The organism is Variovorax paradoxus, from assembly GCF_029919115.1.
Lineage (GTDB): Bacteria > Pseudomonadota > Gammaproteobacteria > Burkholderiales > Burkholderiaceae_C > Variovorax > Variovorax paradoxus_O.
The window spans coordinates 3,004,720-3,020,866 of record NZ_CP123990.1; the positions used below are offsets into that span (position 1 = coordinate 3,004,720).

The 16,147-nt window shown below is 64.1% G+C and carries 13 protein-coding genes and 2 pseudogenes; 5 read left to right on the forward strand and 10 right to left on the reverse strand.

The features are described from left to right. Window positions 1–40: 40 nt before the first annotated feature. From QHG62_RS14665 to QHG62_RS14675, 3 genes and pseudogenes are all read left to right on the forward strand, one after another. Complete coding sequence (locus tag QHG62_RS14665) at window positions 41–589, forward strand: DUF4863 family protein (protein WP_281146378.1); 549 nt, start codon at window positions 41–43, stop codon at window positions 587–589. Between the two features lie 3 nt (window positions 590–592). Further along, on the forward strand, window positions 593–1,318 hold the full coding sequence (locus QHG62_RS14670) for a nitroreductase (RefSeq protein ID WP_281146379.1): 726 nt from the start codon (window positions 593–595) through the stop codon (window positions 1,316–1,318). Window positions 1,319–1,351: 33 nt separating this feature from the next. Beyond that, window positions 1,352–1,991 (forward strand): annotated as a pseudogene (locus tag QHG62_RS14675) (HD domain-containing protein). Between the two features lie 70 nt (window positions 1,992–2,061). Here QHG62_RS14675 and QHG62_RS14680 read toward each other — a convergent pair. The 4 genes from QHG62_RS14680 to QHG62_RS14695 form a co-directional block, all read right to left on the reverse strand. Further along, complete coding sequence (locus QHG62_RS14680; protein ID WP_281146380.1) at window positions 2,062–2,427, reverse strand: hypothetical protein; 366 nt, start codon at window positions 2,425–2,427, stop codon at window positions 2,062–2,064. 171 nt (window positions 2,428–2,598) lie between these two features. Further along, a complete protein-coding gene (locus QHG62_RS14685) occupies window positions 2,599–4,215 on the reverse strand; it encodes a diguanylate cyclase (RefSeq protein WP_281146381.1) in 1,617 nt (538 codons plus the stop codon). Window positions 4,216–4,296: 81 nt separating this feature from the next. Continuing rightward, complete coding sequence (locus QHG62_RS14690) at window positions 4,297–5,226, reverse strand: universal stress protein (RefSeq protein WP_281146382.1); 930 nt, start codon at window positions 5,224–5,226, stop codon at window positions 4,297–4,299. Between the two features lie 184 nt (window positions 5,227–5,410). Next, the gene (locus tag QHG62_RS14695) at window positions 5,411–5,812 is read right to left on the reverse strand and encodes a GreA/GreB family elongation factor (protein ID WP_281146383.1); all 402 of its coding nucleotides are present in this window, start codon (window positions 5,810–5,812) and stop codon (window positions 5,411–5,413) included. Window positions 5,813–6,241: 429 nt separating this feature from the next. On the opposite strand from QHG62_RS14695, the pseudogene katG reads away from it, so the two are divergent. Continuing rightward, window positions 6,242–8,436: pseudogene (katG, locus tag QHG62_RS14700) on the forward strand (catalase/peroxidase HPI). 60 nt (window positions 8,437–8,496) lie between these two features. Here the strand turns inward: katG and QHG62_RS14705 are convergent. After that, on the reverse strand, window positions 8,497–8,982 hold the full coding sequence (locus tag QHG62_RS14705) for a DUF305 domain-containing protein (protein WP_281146384.1): 486 nt from the start codon (window positions 8,980–8,982) through the stop codon (window positions 8,497–8,499). 296 nt (window positions 8,983–9,278) lie between these two features. Between QHG62_RS14705 and QHG62_RS14710 the strand changes: the two genes are divergently transcribed. Next, window positions 9,279–10,136, forward strand: coding sequence for an aldo/keto reductase (locus QHG62_RS14710; protein WP_281146385.1), 858 nt, complete (start codon window positions 9,279–9,281; stop codon window positions 10,134–10,136). 7 nt (window positions 10,137–10,143) lie between these two features. Here QHG62_RS14710 and QHG62_RS14715 read toward each other — a convergent pair whose 3' ends face one another. The 5 genes from QHG62_RS14715 to QHG62_RS14735 form a co-directional block, all read right to left on the reverse strand. Next, a complete protein-coding gene (locus QHG62_RS14715; RefSeq protein ID WP_281146386.1) occupies window positions 10,144–11,640 on the reverse strand; it encodes a nucleobase:cation symporter-2 family protein in 1,497 nt (498 codons plus the stop codon). A 141-nt stretch (window positions 11,641–11,781) separates the two neighbouring features. Continuing rightward, window positions 11,782–12,537 (reverse strand): GntR family transcriptional regulator, encoded by a 756-nt coding sequence (locus QHG62_RS14720; RefSeq protein WP_281146387.1) that lies wholly within the window; start codon window positions 12,535–12,537, stop codon window positions 11,782–11,784. Window positions 12,538–12,586: 49 nt separating this feature from the next. Next, window positions 12,587–13,327, reverse strand: a complete 741-nt coding sequence (locus QHG62_RS14725) for an aspartate/glutamate racemase family protein (protein WP_281146388.1) — start codon at window positions 13,325–13,327, stop codon at window positions 12,587–12,589. A gap of 29 nt (window positions 13,328–13,356) precedes the next feature. After that, entirely contained in the window at window positions 13,357–14,847 is a 1,491-nt protein-coding gene (locus tag QHG62_RS14730; protein WP_281146389.1) for an NCS1 family nucleobase:cation symporter-1, read from the reverse strand. A gap of 192 nt (window positions 14,848–15,039) precedes the next feature. Then, window positions 15,040–16,038, reverse strand: a complete 999-nt coding sequence (locus QHG62_RS14735) for an SLAC1 anion channel family protein (RefSeq protein WP_281151654.1) — start codon at window positions 16,036–16,038, stop codon at window positions 15,040–15,042. Window positions 16,039–16,147 lie beyond the last annotated feature (109 nt).

Sequence of the window (16,147 nt, forward strand, 5' to 3'; positions counted from 1 at the left end):
CGCCCATGATTGCTCGCAAGTAACCGCTGGAGCACCGAAGATGACCACCGCGACACCCCTCTGCGCAAGCGAAGCGCTCATCGAGCGTTGCATTCCTTTTCTCGAAGAAGTGAAGGACATGACCGCCGGCCCGGCGGTGGAACGCTGGCTGAACGAGAAGTACGGACCAGAAAGCGATCTCTATCAGGCCCTCTGCCGGCTTGTGAAATCGGGCGTGGAAGAAGAGTGGGCGGCAAACGTGGAGGTCGATGGCCCCAGCTACCGCCGCAGCCGCATCGCCGAACCGTCCGAACGCACCTTGCACTTCAGCATCACCGCGGTGTACATGGACAGCACCGGCAACCACCAGGGCCACCCCGACAGCCGCTTCCGCGGCCAATACCACGGGCATCCATACGGCGAGTTCAATATGGTCGTGCCTGTCACTCCCGGTGCGGCCCTTTGCGGCCCTGCTGGGTGGTGCTACGGCGGCTGGACCGCGCCTGCACCCGGCAGCAAACACTACCCGGAAGCCAGGGGAGGGGCGGTCATTGCGCTGTTCTTCCTTCCTTCGGGGCGGATCTCCTATCACTCTGCACCGCAGGAGTAGGCAATGGACAACTCGCTACGTGATTCGGGCCAGGCGGCCATTGCCCGGTGCGTCTCGGCCGTCATGCGCTCGCGGCACGCAGTTCGCGCGTTCAAGCCGCGGCCACTCGACCGCAAGCTGGTGGAGGACGTCCTTCAGGACGCTGCCGCAGCACCGAGCGGCGCGAACATCCAGCCCTGGCGCGTGTACGTCGTCACCGGCACGGTGAAGGAGGCTCTCGCCGATGCGCTGCTCGCGGCTTCACGGGCCGGTAGCGTTCCGGCGCCGGCACACTTTCCCGATCCGCTGCCCGATGTGTTCCGCGCGAGGCTGCAGGACTTTGGAGCGCGCTACTACGAATCCCTTGGCATCGATCGAACCGACGCCGCCGCGCGCTTGCGCCAGTCCGAGCGGAACCTGTCGTTCTTCGGTGCGCCGGTGGGTCTCCTGTTCACCATCGACCGCAGGCTGAAGTCGCACAGCTGGATCGACCTTGGCCTGTTCGCCCAGAACGTGATGATCGCGGCGAAGGCCCGGGGCATCGACACCTGTCCGCAGGTCTCCTTTGCACCCTTTCATGAGGTGATCGCAACGCAGCTGCAGTTGGAGCCTTGCGAAGTGACAGCCTTCGGCATGTCGATGGGATATGGCAACCCGCATGCGCCGGTCAACCAGGTTGCCATGCCACGCGAGCGCGTCCGCGACTTCGCGCGGCTCGTCGGCTTTCCGGAAGAGCACGCCGGGCGGTGACACCCATCGTTCCATCAACTGAAAGAAATCACCATGACACCTCAAGAAGTCTCCGGAATCCGCATTCCGGACAGCCAACTCGCCCGCGAGCTGACGCAGCTGATTCGCGACACCGAAAGCGATTTGCTCTATCACCACTCCCTTCGCGTCTATTGCTGGGGTGCGCTGGCGGGCCGCCGGGTTGAAGTTCGACCCCGAGCTTCTCTACGCGGCGTCCATGTTCCACGACATCGGGCTCACCTCGCGTTACGGCGGCAGCCAGCTGCGCTTCGAGGTCGATGGCGCGAACGCAGCGCGAGATTTTTTGCGGAGCCACGGCATTCCGGAAAGCAGCATAGAGACGGCCTGGAATGCTGTGGCACTCCACACGACGCCCGGCATTCCGCAGTTCATGCGGCCGGAGATCGCGCTGGTGCAAGCGGGCGCCGGCATGGACGTTGCCGGCCGCAGCTACGACCAGTTCACCGATGCGGAGCGCCAAGCCGTGCTCGCCGCGTTTCCGCGGGAATCCGACTTCAAGAGCGGGATCATCGAGGCCTTCTACCAAGGCATGAAGCACCGCCCCGACAGCACCGTGGGCACCTTCAACGACGACTTCATCGCTTGCAAGGATCCGCACTTCCACCGGGTCGACATGTGCGCCGTCATTCATGCGTCGAAGTGGCATGGGTGACCCTGCGGGTCTGCGATGCGTCTCGCCGTCCTCATTGGTTTGAGGAACTTTGCCGTACGCTTGATGCGACTCATGCGGGCGGCGACTCTGGCCAGACGGGCGTTGTTGCGGGCCCTGGCGCGCGAGGGCCGATGCGATCGTCCAAGGCGTAGCCTTCCAGCGCTCTCACGCCCGCATGCAGCGCGTCGAGCCATGTTGCATGAGACAACTCGGCGGACTCCAGTTCTCTCCAGTAGCTCGCGTCGTCGCATTCTTCCGCGAGCACCCAGAAGAAGTGCCCCGGGTGCGGTTCGTCGACATAGATGGCGATCCGCCGAACATGGCTCAGCGCCGTTTCCTGGCAGGGGCTTTGCGCGGTTTTCGGTCGGGCTTCTTGGGCCTGATCGGGCCCGCCCCGCTTGTCTGCAAAACTGATTTTCCCGAAGTAGCTGCCCATGGTGTTCTCCTGCTCCTGCGAGCGGTAACCGGCTCGACGTTCACCTTCGGGGCTTCAGCGTGGGCGCGAGGCTTGCGCATTTGTGCGTCGGACGAGGCCCACTCGCACGCGAGCGACTCAGCAATAGGACAGCGCGATGCTTCGGCGCGGGATCATCAGGGCGCCATAGGGCTATTCCAGGGCAGCTGCGTGTACCCGGACTGTATTGCGCCCCCCTTGCTTGGCCCGGTAAAGCGCTTCGTCCGCGGCTTTCAAAAGCTCGAAGGGCGTGCTTCCCGGCTGCGGGACCCAGGCCGCTGCCCCGAGGCTGATGGACACCGTGCCCAGCACCGCCGCCGCGTGAGGAATCTGCAGATCGACCACGGCCAGCCTTGCCCGCTGCGCAACCTCGAGCGCGCCGTCGGCATCTGTTCCGGGCAATAGCAGAACCATTTCCTCGCCCCCGTAGCGCGCGACAAGATCGGTGGAGCGCAACACCGCTGTGCGCAGTGCCTGGGCGATCCGCTGCAAGCAATCGTCGCCCCCCAGGTGGCCGTACAGGTCGTTGTACTTCTTGAACTCGTCGACGTCGACCATGACGACCGCCAACGGCGTCTGGCTTTCCAGTGCCTGTTGAAAGTTGATGGCCAGGCGGGCATCGAAGTAGCGGCGGTTGGCCAAGCCCGTGAGCCCGTCTTCCTGGGCGAGATGCTCCAGGCGTTCATTGGCCTCGGTCAGGGCATCGCGGGCGCTTCGCAGATTCAGCTCTGCCACCAGTCGTCTGCGCATCGATCGGATTAGGTAGCGTCCTGACACTGCAACGATCAAGCACAAGAGGACCACCCAGCTTGTCTGGTAGATCGATGCGGATTTCCATTCCTGCAAGGCCTCGCTCTTGCCGACGGCCACCGTAACGAAGAGCGGATAGTCCAGCAGGTGCTCGAAGCTGATGATCCGGGTCACGCCGTCGATCGTCGATCTTCCTTCGATGGTGCCCGAGCGCGAGGCCTGGAATTGCTGCTGCAGCGCAGAGCCGGCATTGCGCCTGCTCATGTCGGCTTCCCGGAAGGGCCTGCGAACAAGGAGCTGATTCGCATTGAACAGCGCAATCGCTCCTTGCTCCCCGATCTGGAAGCGGTCCAGGATGGACAGCAGGTGCTTGACGCTGAGCGTGACGAGCACGACACCGGCAAAGTTTCCCTCCGGGTCGTTGATCCTTCGGGATACCGGGATCACCCATTCGCCTGAAGAGCGGCTCACGATGGGCCCGCTGATCAGCGTTCGTGCGCTCGGGTTGTTTCGATGGTGAATGAAATACTCGCGGTCCGAGTTGTTTTTGGTTCCGGCCGGGGATGCTTCGGAATGCACCAGCCAGCGGCCTTGTTCGTCGTAGATGAAGAGTCCCTTGATGGCCTGGACTTCGGCGGCGTGGTTCACGAGAACCGGTTGAAGGCGTTGCAGGGTTTCGGGCGTGATGTCCCCGCGCTCGAGTTCGAAGACGATGCCCGAGATGATGTGTTCGGCAAGGGCGACCGTGCTTTCGATCTGCTGGCTGACCGCGCGAGCCAGGTTGGTATTGGCCCGCGCGATCTGCTCGTTTTCTGCCGTGCGCGCGCGAACGACCAGCCATGCGTTCATCGCGAGCAATGCCACGCATACGAACACTACAAACAAAGTAGTACCGAAAATGACGCGGCTGCTTTGCGTGTCCGTTTTCCGGGAGAAAGAGTTCGCGTCTTTCGCCGGCCACTCGCCAGTGGAAGTGTCCGGGTCGGTTTGGGACGGCAGGGGCGAGGAAGCTTTTTGCATCGAAGGCCTGACTCTACAAAAACATCGAGCGTCAGGCGAGACGCCGACATGCGCGCCGCTGATACGCACGCGCGAATCCGATCATGACACGGGCGTCTGGGCACCTGCGCGCACGCGCCGCGTCATGGGTTCGACGCTGCCGGGCTGTCGGATATCGGCAGCCCTGGTGGCCGGCGCGGCATCATGAGGCACGACCATGACATCGCCGGTGGCCATGCGCAGGACGCGCTTTGCAACGCTTCCAAAGACGAAGTCGGAAAGCGCAGAGGCTCGATGCTTGCCCACGACAAGCAGCTCTGCGCCGCTGTGCTGCTGCTGGACCACAGCCTGGCGGCCCGCATCGCCGCGGCCGAGCGCCCATGACACGCGGTTTCGGCGGGCCTCGGTAGAGTCGGCGAAGCCCAGCATCTGATCTTGTGCGTGCCGCCTGCACTCATGCCGATACGCCTCGACAACGTGCTCCGGAACGTCCGCGCCGCGCAGCTTTCTTTCGTTGACGGTGCTGATGGCGTGAAACAGTTCGACTTGTGCGGATGGGTGGAGTGCGAATGCGTGCTCTACCAGCATGCGAGAGGCTTGCGAAAAGTCGACCGCAATCAGCAGGCGCTGGTAGGGCGCGTCGGCTGGCTGGCGCACGACAAGGACAGGACGCCCGGCTATTCGCATGAGGCGCTCCGCCGCGCTGCCGCAGAAAAACGACCGCAGGCTGCGTTCTTCATTCACGGCACTCATGACAAGGAGGTCTGCGCCCTGCGCTTCGTCGGCAAGATCCTGCAACGTGTTCATCGGCCGGCTCGCCGTGCGAACGCGCAGGCCATGGCGCTGTTCGAGCTGCAAGGCCTGGTGCGCGAGATGGCACGCCGCCTCGGCGCGCGGCCCTTCGCCGGACCACGCCGCGTGGACCAGCTTCAGCGCGGCGTTGTGCTCGGCAGCCAGTCGGGCAGCGCGCGAGAGCGCCGAGGCGGTGCGCGCGGTCAGGTCTGTGATGGCAAGAATGGATTTGGGGGTCATGGCAAGGCTACCTTTTCTGAAAAGACAGGCGCGTTCCCGCCCATGCCGGGCAACGAGGCATCGGGCGCGGTGAGCCGCGGGTGAATGAGTGAAGAAGCTGGCTCGCTGCTCGCTGCTCGCTGGGCGCGAGTGCGCAGGGCGCAGGGCGCAGGGCGCAGGGCGCAGGGCGCAGGGCGCAGGGCGCCTACGTGGCGTAGTCGCCGGTCGCTTCTGGCTGGAAGAGAATTGCCGCGATTTCGGCCGCGCACGCCTCTCCATTCGGAGCCAGCCACCTGGCCGTATCGCCCACCTTCAGGCCGAGCAGGCTGTTTCCGACCGGTGACAGCACGGAGATGAGGCCCACTGCCGGTTCCGCGTCTGCGGGGTAGCAGACTGTCAGCGTCTGCCGCCGGCGGGTCAGCAGATCGACGGTTTCGAGCCGCGAGTTCATCGTTACGACGTTCCCGGGCACGGCCCTCGAGCTGGTCACCTCGGCGCAGTCAAGAAGCTCCGCAAGGGCGGGCGGCAGTTGGTGCTCCGGCAGCTTGCTCAGGCGGGCGAAGTCGAGATCGGTGAGCGTGCGCTCGCCGTGGATCGTTGCATGCATTGACGCACTCCATTCTTGCGGACTCGTCCGAAGGACGATGGCCGCGAACGCGCGGGGCTTGTGCCCGGCGGTGAATGGTTGCGCTGAAGAGGAAGAAAGCGGACCGCCGGGCCTAGAGATGTGCGGGCAGGTTCCTGCGGCCCGCCTTCGAGCCCGCGCGCGCAAGCTCCGCTGCAGCGCGCGGCGCGGCAGTGCGAGCATGGGTCGAGACGAAATACGCGATCGGCATGGTTCCCAGTCTATTGGGCTTGCTATGGCCGGGCAAGCAATGCCCCCGGGGTTCTTGCCAGATTGAACCCCAACGGCGTTCATGAGAAGAAAGCATGGTTCATAGCTGAACGCTATTCATGAAATACGATCAATTGAATTGGTGGAAGAGAAATACAAACCTAGACTGCCCAAGCCAGATCAACAACCAAGGAGAACCCCTTGTCCGAAGAAAACAAATGCCCGTTTCCGGGCCATGCGCGCACACACAGTTTTTCGGGTGCTCCTGCAAATACAGGCTGGTGGCCCAACCAGCTGGACCTGAAGCTCCTGCACCAGCACACTGCCAAGTCCAGTCCTATGGACGAGGCGTTCGACTACGCGGAAGAGTTCAAGAGCCTCGACCTCGACGCGGTGATCCAGGACCTCCACGCCCTGATGACCGATTCGCAGGATTGGTGGCCGGCCGACTACGGCCACTACGGCCCTTTGTTCATCCGCATGGCCTGGCATGCCGCGGGCACCTACCGCATCGGCGACGGCCGCGGCGGCGCAGGCACTGGCGCGCAGCGTTTTGCGCCGCTCAACAGCTGGCCGGACAACGGCAATCTCGATAAGGCGCGGCGGCTGCTGTGGCCCATCAAGCAGAAATACGGCCGCAAGCTTTCCTGGGCCGACCTGCTGGTCTTGACAGGCAACGTGGCGCTGGAATCCATGGGCTTCAAGACATTCGGCTTTGCCGGTGGCCGCGCCGACATCTGGGAGCCGGAAGAAGACATCTACTGGGGGCCGGAAGGCAAGTGGCTCGCAGACGAGCGCTACAGCGGCGATCGCGATCTCGCCAACCCGCTCGCTGCCGTGCAGATGGGCCTGATCTATGTGAACCCCGAAGGGCCCAACGGCAACCCCGATCCGCTCGGCTCGGCCCGCGACATTCGCGAGACCTTTGCGCGCATGGCCATGAACGACGAAGAAACCGTGGCGCTGACCGCCGGCGGCCACACCTTCGGCAAGACCCACGGCGCAGGCGTCGCAAGCCACGTGGGCGTGGAACCCGAAGGTGCCGATATCGAAGACCTGGGCCTCGGCTGGAAGAGCACCTACGAAAGCGGCGTGGGTGTGCATGCGATCACCAGCGGACTGGAAGGCGCCTGGACTCCCACGCCCACCAAATGGGACAACAGCTACTTCGAGACGCTGTTCGGCTACGAGTGGGAACTCACCAAGAGCCCTGCCGGTGCCCATCAGTGGAAGCCGAAGGGCGACGCCGGTGCGGGCACAGTGCCTGACGCGCACGACCCCGCAAGCGCCATGCCCCCATGATGTCCACCGCGGACATGGCCATGCGCATGGACCCGGCCTACGAGAAGATCTCGCGCCGCTACATGGCCAATCCGCAGGAGTTCGCCGATGCGTTCGCCCGTGCCTGGTTCAAGCTGACCCACCGCGACATGGGGCCGCGTCCGCGATACCTCGGCCCGCTGGTGCCGAAGGAAGAATTGATCTGGCAAGACCCGATTCCCGCCGTGAACCATCCGCTGATCGACGACGAGGACATTGCGGCGCTGAAGGCCAAGGTGCTCGCCTCGGGCCTGGGCATTGGCGAACTCGTGGGTACCGCCTGGGCATCGGCCTCGACCTTCCGCGGCAGCGACAAGCGCGGTGGCGCCAACGGCGCGCGCATTCGCCTCGCTCCCCAAAAGGACTGGGAGGCCAACCAGCCCGCCCAATTGGCAAAGGTGCTCGCAACGCTCGAAGGCATTCAAAAGGATTTCAACGGCGCACAGTCCGGCGGCAAGAAGATTTCACTTGCCGACCTGATCGTGCTGGCGGGCAACGCGGCGGTCGAGGCTGCCGCCAAAAAGGCCGGCCAGGATGTGGCGGTGCCTTTCTCGCCGGGCCGCATGGACGCTTCGCAAGAGCAGACCGACGTCGCCTCTTTCGAAGCCCTGGAGCCGAAGGCCGACGGGTTCCGCAACTACCTGCGCAAGGGCCTCGAGGCAACGGCCGCTGTGCTGCTGCTCGACAAGGCGCAGTTGCTGACCTTGAGCGCTCCCGAGATGACGGTTCTGGTCGGCGGCCTTCGCGCGCTGGGCGCGAATTTCGGGCAGTCGCGGAACGGAGTCTTCACCCAGCGTCCGGAGACCCTCTGCAACGACTTCTTCGTGAACCTGCTCGACATGAACACCGGGTGGAAGAAGTCTGCGACGGCCAAGGGCTTGCTCGAAGGCCGCGACCGGAAGACAGGAGAGCTCAAGTGGACCGGGACCGTGGTCGATCTCGTCTTCGGTTCCAACTCGCAGTTGCGTGCGCTTGCCGAAGCCTATGGCGCGAGCGACTCGCAGAAGCTCTTCGTGAAAGACTTCGTGGCCGCATGGGCCAAGGTGATGAACCTCGATCGCTTCGACCTCAAGTGATCCGATCGCGCGCGGCTGCAATTGCCGCGCGCGGTTCAGTGCAAAGTGGCCCCGGCCCGGCTACGTGGCTCCCAGTCTTTTCCGGATCGCGTTCATCTGCTCGATCTCGCTGCGCTGAGAGCTCGAGATCTGACCGCACAATTTGATCAGCTCGGCGTCTTTCAGGCTGGCCTCGCGGCACATGAGGATGGCGCCGGAGTGGTGGGGCACCATGGAGGCGACGAACTGCTTGTCCCCGATCACGCCCTGCTCACGGGTGCCGGCAAGCGCGGCGACGAAGAGGATGGCAAGCGCGGCATACAGCACGCCATTGATCGCCTTGTTGCGGTACATCCCGCGCATCGTCGCAAGCATGATGATGCCCATGGGCGCAACCATGGTGAGCGCCATGTAGAACATGTTGAGGTTGTTGCGAAAGTCGCCCCACCCGTCGATCATCGAAAACATGACGAAGTACATGACGACGAGGCTGAGCAGCATGTTCAGCGCGAACATCATGTAGTGGTGCGTGCCCCCGTGCCGGGAGGCAGGGTCTTGGTGGCCCATTGGGTTCTCCTTGTGATGGCGGAACGGGCGAAGGGCGTGGTGTGCTTTTCATGTCATGCGCTTTGGCCCACGAGCGCGGCTCATTGGCTTGTCCGCCGGCATGTCTGGCTGCGGGTACATCGTGCTTGCTCAAATTTCACAAAAAGCACTGTCCGGACCCAGAGGAACTCACCACGTCCGAAACCAGACTGCGCCGTTGGCGTCGCGGCTTCTGTCAGCGGGATGCTGAAGCCGTGTAGGAATTGGCCCGACACCGACAGTCTTGCCTTGGGCATGCGACCCGCTACGATTTGGCCATGCGAACACTCCCTCTCTCCAATGCCCGCGACATTCCGGTGCTCGGCCTCGGCACCTGGCGCATGGGCGAGGCGGCGAACCGCCGCGCGGCGGAAGTGGCCGCGGTGCGCGACGCCATCACCATGGGCTACCGGCTGATCGACACCGCCGAGATGTACGGGGAGGGCGGAGCCGAAACGGTGCTTGGCCAGGCCCTGGCAGAGGCGCTGCGCGCCGGCGACGTGCGGCGCGACGAACTCTTCATCGTCAGCAAGGTCTACCCGCACAACGCAAGCCGCCGCGGCACGCCGGAGGCCTGCGAACGCAGCCTGAAGCGCCTGGGGCTCGACACGATCGACCTCTACCTGCTGCACTGGCGCGGCAGCCATTCATTGCGCGAAACGGCCGATGCGATGCAGGCGCTGGTCGCCAAGGGGCGCATCGGCCACTGGGGCGTGAGCAATTTCGACACGGAGGATATGGAGGAACTCGCGCAGGCCGTGGGCCCAGGCCCTGGCTGCGCGGCCAACCAGGTCTACCTTTCGCTGGGTGAACGCGGCCCTGAGTTCAGCCTGTTGCCCTGGCTGCGCGAACGCGGCATGCCGCTGATGGCCTACAGCCCGATCGACCAGGGCGCGCTGGCTTCCGACAAGGCGCTGGGAGCGCTGGCCGCGCGCCTTGGCGTGACCGCTGCGCAGCTCGCCCTTGCAGCCGTGATCGCGAGGCCCGGCGTGGTTGCGATTCCGAAGGCGGTGCGCAGCGCCCATCTGCAGGAGAACCTTGCTGCCGCCAACCTCGAACTCGACGCGGCAACGCTCGCCGAGCTTGACAGCCTCCACCCGCCGCCCCGGCGCAAGGCGCCTCTCGCAATGATCTGAACGACGGCTAGTGCGCTTCGGCCTGCTTGGCCGCGGCAATCACCGCCTGCTCGTCGTGCCTGGCGCCATTGAGGAACAGGTTCAGCAGCACAGCACTCATCGACGCCAGCAGAATGCCCGATTCGACGAGCGAGTGGATCGCATGCGGCATCCACTGCTTGAAGTTGGGTGCAATGAGCGGAATCATCCCGATGCCGATCGACACGGCGACGATCATCGCGTTGTGCCGGTTGCCCTTGAAATCCACGCCCGAAAGAATGCGGATGCCGGTGGCGGCCACCATGCCGAACATCACCAGCCCCGCGCCGCCAAGCACCACCGTGGGCAGCGACTCGATCAGCGCCGCCATCTTCTGCAGCAGCCCGAGCACCACCAGGATCACGCCGCCCGCCACGCAGACATAGCGGCTCTTGATGCCCGTGACGGCCACCAGCCCCACGTTCTGCGAAAAGCTGGTGTACGGAAAGGTGTTGAAAATGCCGCCGATGAGCGTGCCCAGGCCGTCAGTGCGCAGGCCCTTGGCAAGGTCCTTCTGCGAGATCTTGCGGTCGGTCATTTCGCCAAGCGCGAGAAACATGCCGGTCGACTCGATCATCACCACGATCATGATGAGCGTCATCGTGAGGATCAGGATCGGGTCGAACTGCGGCATGCCGAAGTGAAACGGCAGCACCACGTCCACCCAGGCAGCCTTGCCCACTTTCTCGTAGGTCATGAGGCCCGTGACGGAGGCCACCACCGCACCGATCACGATGCCCAGCAGCACCGAGATGTTGGCGATGAAGCCCTTGGCGTACTTCACGATCAGCAGGATGGACACGAGCACCAGCGCAGCCACGCCGAAGCCCGACAGGTCCGCGTACTTGGGGTTGGGCACAGTGGGCATGATGGCAAAGCCCTTGGGCACCGCCGGAATCGAACTGCCCGGCGAAGTAACCTCCGCGAGCCACTTGGCGTACACCGGGTCTACCAATGCGGGCGCCGTCGGTCCCACCGGATTGCCGAAGATCCAGTTGATGCCCACGCGCATCAGGCTGATGCCGATCACGGCAATGATGGTGCCCGTGACCACCGGCGGAAAAAAGCGCAGCATGCGGCTCACCAGCGGCGCGATCAGTATCGACACCACGCCCGCGCCAATGATTGCGCCAAACAGCAGCTGCGCGCCGTTCTGTCCGGGGTTGGCATTGGCAATGGCCACCATGGGCGCAACCGATGCGAAGGTCACGCCCATCATTACCGGCAGCTTGATGCCGAACCACTGCGTGGCGCCGAGCGCCTGGATCAGCGTGGCGATGCCGCAGCAGAACAGGTCGGCTGAGATCAGCAGCGCGACCTCGTCGGGTGAGAGCTTGAGCGCACGGCCCACGATGAGCGGCACCGCGACGGCGCCCGCATACATCACCAGCACATGCTGAAGACCGAGCGCCGCGAGCTTGCCGGAAGGCAGCCGCTGGTCCACCGGATGAACTGTGTGAACAGGGGAAGAGGTCTCGGCCGTCATCGTGTATCTCCTGGCGAAGCAAGGGGAACATGCGTGGGCGGCGCGGCGGTGCGTGGCGTCCACAATGTGTGTACGCCAAACTGTATACAATTTATGCCGCAATCTGGATGCAGGAAAACCCGCATCGCGGCGGCTTGCTTTCTAGGCGAGCAGCGCCTTCACCAGGTCGAGCTGCCGGTCGGGCTTTTCGGTGCCCAGCGCCAGGCTGGCCTCGATGCGCTCCAGGTGGCCAGTCATGCAGGCCACGGCGCCTTCCGCGTCGCCCTTGCGGCAGATGCGCAAGAACTCGGAATGCTCGTCCGACGAGCAGTGCGGGTCGTTCGACGAGTGGTAGAGCATCGCGATCAGCGAACTGCGCGCCACCAGTTCGCGCACCAGTTCGGCCAAGGTCTTGTTGCCCGTGGCCTCGGCCAGTGCCACATGAAAATCGCCCAGCACCTTTTCACGCACGGTGCCCGTGGTGGTGGTCTGGCGCAATGCGGTTCGCTCGAAGCGGATGTGCTGCTCCAGCACCTGGTAGTCGCGCGGCCGAGCATTGGCAATGAAAAGGCGCACCACTTCGCTTTCGAGGATGCGGCGCACCGCGAACACCTCGCGTGCTTCTTGCACCGTGGGCTGGCACACGAACGCACCCTTGTCGGGGATGATCTCGATGAGCTTGTCTTTCGACAGCATGAGCAGCGCAGCTCGAATTTTTGTGCGGCTCACCGAATAGACGCGGCCCAGTGCCTCTTCGCGCAGCCAGGTACCGGGAGGCAGGCGCTTTTCCACGATGGCGGTGGCGATGTCCTGCGCAATGCTCTCGATGGAGCTGCCTTTGTCGGTGACGGCGGGGCCGCTCTCGGCCGGAGCGGCGGTGGCAGGGAGGGCGGAAGATTTGGGACTGGCGCGGGGCATGCCGGGATTGTGGCTCAGCAGGATGGCTGCCGCGCTCGCAGCATTCGTACTATCGCGCAGCCAGCGTAAAGCCTTCGAGTGCGCCCTTCATGGTCTTGGGCAGTGGGTGCGCCAGCTCGCCGCGCTTGCTGGTGTGCAGCTTCAGTGCTACCAGCGATTCGATGAGCTTGGTGCCCGCGGCCACGCCGTCGATCACCGGCACGCCCAGTAGCCCGCCGATGTGTTCGCACAGGTCGGTCATGCCTGCGCAGCCAAGCACGATGCAGTCGGAGCCGTCTTCCTCCAGCGCGCGCCGGCATTCGTCGACAATGCGCTCGCGTGCATTGGAGCCGGGCTCTTCGAGTTCGAGCACCGGCAGTTCGCAGGCTCGCACGTTGGCACAAAAGCGCTCCATGCCGTAGATCTCGGCCAGGTGCCAGGCCTGCCCCATGGTGCGGCCGAGCGTGGTCACCACGCTGAAGCGGCTGCCCACCATGCTGGCCAGGTGCATGGCGGCCTCGGCAATACCCACGACCGGGCCGCGCGCCAGTTCGCGTGCGGCCTTCAGGCCCGGGTCGCCGAAGCAGGCGATCACGTAGCCGTCGATCCCGTCGCGCTCACCGGCCGCAATTTCCTGCAGCAGGCCCGGCACGGCCAGCGCCTCGTCGTAGTGGCTTTCGATGGAGACCGGCCCCATGGCCGGGCTGACCGCGACAATTTCAGTACCGGGCTGCGCCACCGCACGGGCGCAGGCGCCGATCTTCTCGGTCATGCTCCAGGTGGTGTTGGGGTTGATGATCTTGATGCGCACGGCGCGGCCCTTTCTTCTCTTTCAGCATTTCAACTCTTGTTGCGGTTCAGCAGGGCATAGATGACAAAGCCCAGCCCCATGCCAATGAACCATGCATAGTTCGCGCCACCTCGCAGCGCGGGCACCATCACGCAAAGAATGGGCACCAATGCCGACGGGATCACAGCTTGTATGGCCTTCGGGTTGTAGCCGCCGCTATACCAATACTCGCCCTTCGGGCTCATCGTGTAGAGCGCGTCCACGTCGATGCGCTGCTTGCGCACGATGTAGTAGTCGGCAATCAAGATGCCGAACAGCGGGCCGATGAACGAGCCCAGCACGTCCAGCGTGTAGTGAATGACCTCGGGGCTGTTGTAGAGGTTCCACGGCGTGAGAAACACCGAGCCCACCGCGGCGATCATGCCGCCCGTGCGCCAGCTGATGTGCTGCGGCGCCACGTTGGAAAAGTCGAACGCCGGCGAGACGAAGTTGGCAACAATGTTGATGCCGATGGTCGCGATCATGAAGGTCAGCGCACCCAGCACCACGGCCGTGGTGCTGTCGATCTTGCCCACGGTGTGCACCGGATCAGTGATGAGCTCGCCAAATACGGGCAGCGTGGCGGCGGTGGTGATCACCGTCAGCAGGGAGAAGAACACGAAGTTGATCGGCAGGCCCCAGAAGTTGCCCTTCTTCACCGCATCGAAGCTCTTGCCGTAGCGCGAGAAGTCGCCAAAGTTGAGCATCGGGCCGCTGAAGTAGCTCACCACCAGCGCAATGGCCGAGAGCATCACCGGCAGCGCGTCCCAGCCCTGGAACTTGACGCCGCCCAGGTTCAGGTCGATGTTGCTCCAGCCCGCCTTCCACACCAGCCAGCCGCACAGAACGGCCATTACCACGTACACCGCCGGGCCGGCCCAGTCGATGAACTTGCGGATGGCTTCCATGCCGTGCCAGAACACGAAGGCCTGCAGCACCCACATGATCATGAACGCCACCCAGCCCAGGGTCGACAGCCCCGCAAAGCCGTGCTGCGCCACGTCGGCGTAGGGCGCGAGGTTGGGAAACATGTGCAGCGCCAGCACCATGAAGGCCGCCGACGCAAGGTAAGTTTGCACGCCGTACCAGGCCACCGCGATCAGCCCGCGGATGATGGCCGGAATGTTCGCGCCCAGTACGCCGAAGGACGCACGGCACACCACGGGGTAGGGCACGCCCGTCACCTGGCTCGGCTTGGCCACCAGGTTGCAGAAGAACTGCACGATCACGATGCCCACCAGGAGTGAAACCAGCACCTGCCAGCTGGAAAGGCCCAGCGCAAACAGGCTGCCGGCCGTGATGTAGCCGCCCACGCTGTGCACGTCGGACATCCAGAACGCAAAGATGTTGTATTGGCTCCAGGTCTGCTTCCTGAGAGGGGCCAGGTCTTCGTTGGTCAGCCGCGGGTGGTAGCCCGGCTTGGTCAGCGCGTTGGATTCGGCGTGCGATGCATGGCCGGCTTCGCTCGCCCCCACAGGGGCCTGGCTGACAACTGTGCTCATGGTCTTTCCTCGTGCGAATGATGGATTGAGGGACCGCTTGTCCGGCGCAAACTCCGCGCCGGGTATCGGGTGCGTTATTTGTATACAAAAACGGTGTGCAATCAACCCCATCCGGCAAATCATATATCCGTAGATTCCCTGAGACGCGGCCGGCGGCCGGCAGCCATCGGAAGCGAGGAAAGGGCGTGCGGCTCAGCTAAGCAGCTTCCCGTTGAGCGCGATGCGCACGGTTCGCACGGTGAGCACCAAAAGCACCAGGCTAAGCACCCCAAGCAGCAGGATCGCAATGGCCCACAGCGGCGTGGTTGCACGCAATTGCGCATACTTGAGCGCCGCGTTTGCCAGCGCGGCCATCGGAAAGCTGATTGCCCACCAGCCCGGTGAAAACTTGATGCTCCGACGGAAGACCTTGGGCGCAATCACGGCGAACATGAAGAGCGCAAAGTAGAAGAGCAGGGCGGCGAAGCGGTCGATGCTTCCCATTGTGTTGGTGTACGCGAGAAAGCCGACGGCAAAGGGCGCGACAAGAATCATCAGCGAGGGCGTCATTGCCGGGGCGAGCGGGGCTTGGTGCACCAGCCGGCCAATGATGAGCACGAGCAGCACGAGGGCAAACACCGCTCCCACGGCCATTGCCAGCAGGTTGAGCTCCGCCGCCCATGCCAGCGGCTGGTCACGCCCCGCCGTCACGGCAATGTCGAGCGTGGCGACTCCCGGGATGAGCCAGGCCGGCACGGCATGGGATGCATCCACCTGTCCGTTGAGAAGCCGGGAGACCACCACAAAACCCAGCACGAAGGTCGCAATGGCCCCCAAGGTCCGTAGCACGTGCGCGGCAACCGTGCTGTGCGGGCCAATCACCGCCGACACCAGCAGCATCGAGATGGCGATGGTGCCGAAGAAGTTACCCGATATGGGGTGGAGGAATTCCGCGCGCACTGCCTGCGGGTGCATCGCCAGCTTCGCCGCGTAGGCCAGCCCCAGGAGCACGAAGACGCCAATCGAGAAGAACCCGATGGCTTCGCCGATGAACGCCGGCACGGCAAGGCTTTCGTGCGCCAGCCGCCAAGCCAGTGCAAGGCCCGACAGGCCCATTACCGATCCGAACAGATTGACCGGGAGGTTGCGCAGCGAAGCCTCGCCGGCAGGATGGAAAACCGCGAGAGGCGGCGAGATGGAGTTGTCGTGCATGGCGGTCTCATTTGGCAGAATTTGCAGATGTGGATAGTTTCTGCCAAACTGACCGCGCCGCGTCCGGCGCGGCATGACGTTTTCTGCCAATGACTGTGCCTTCACTGCC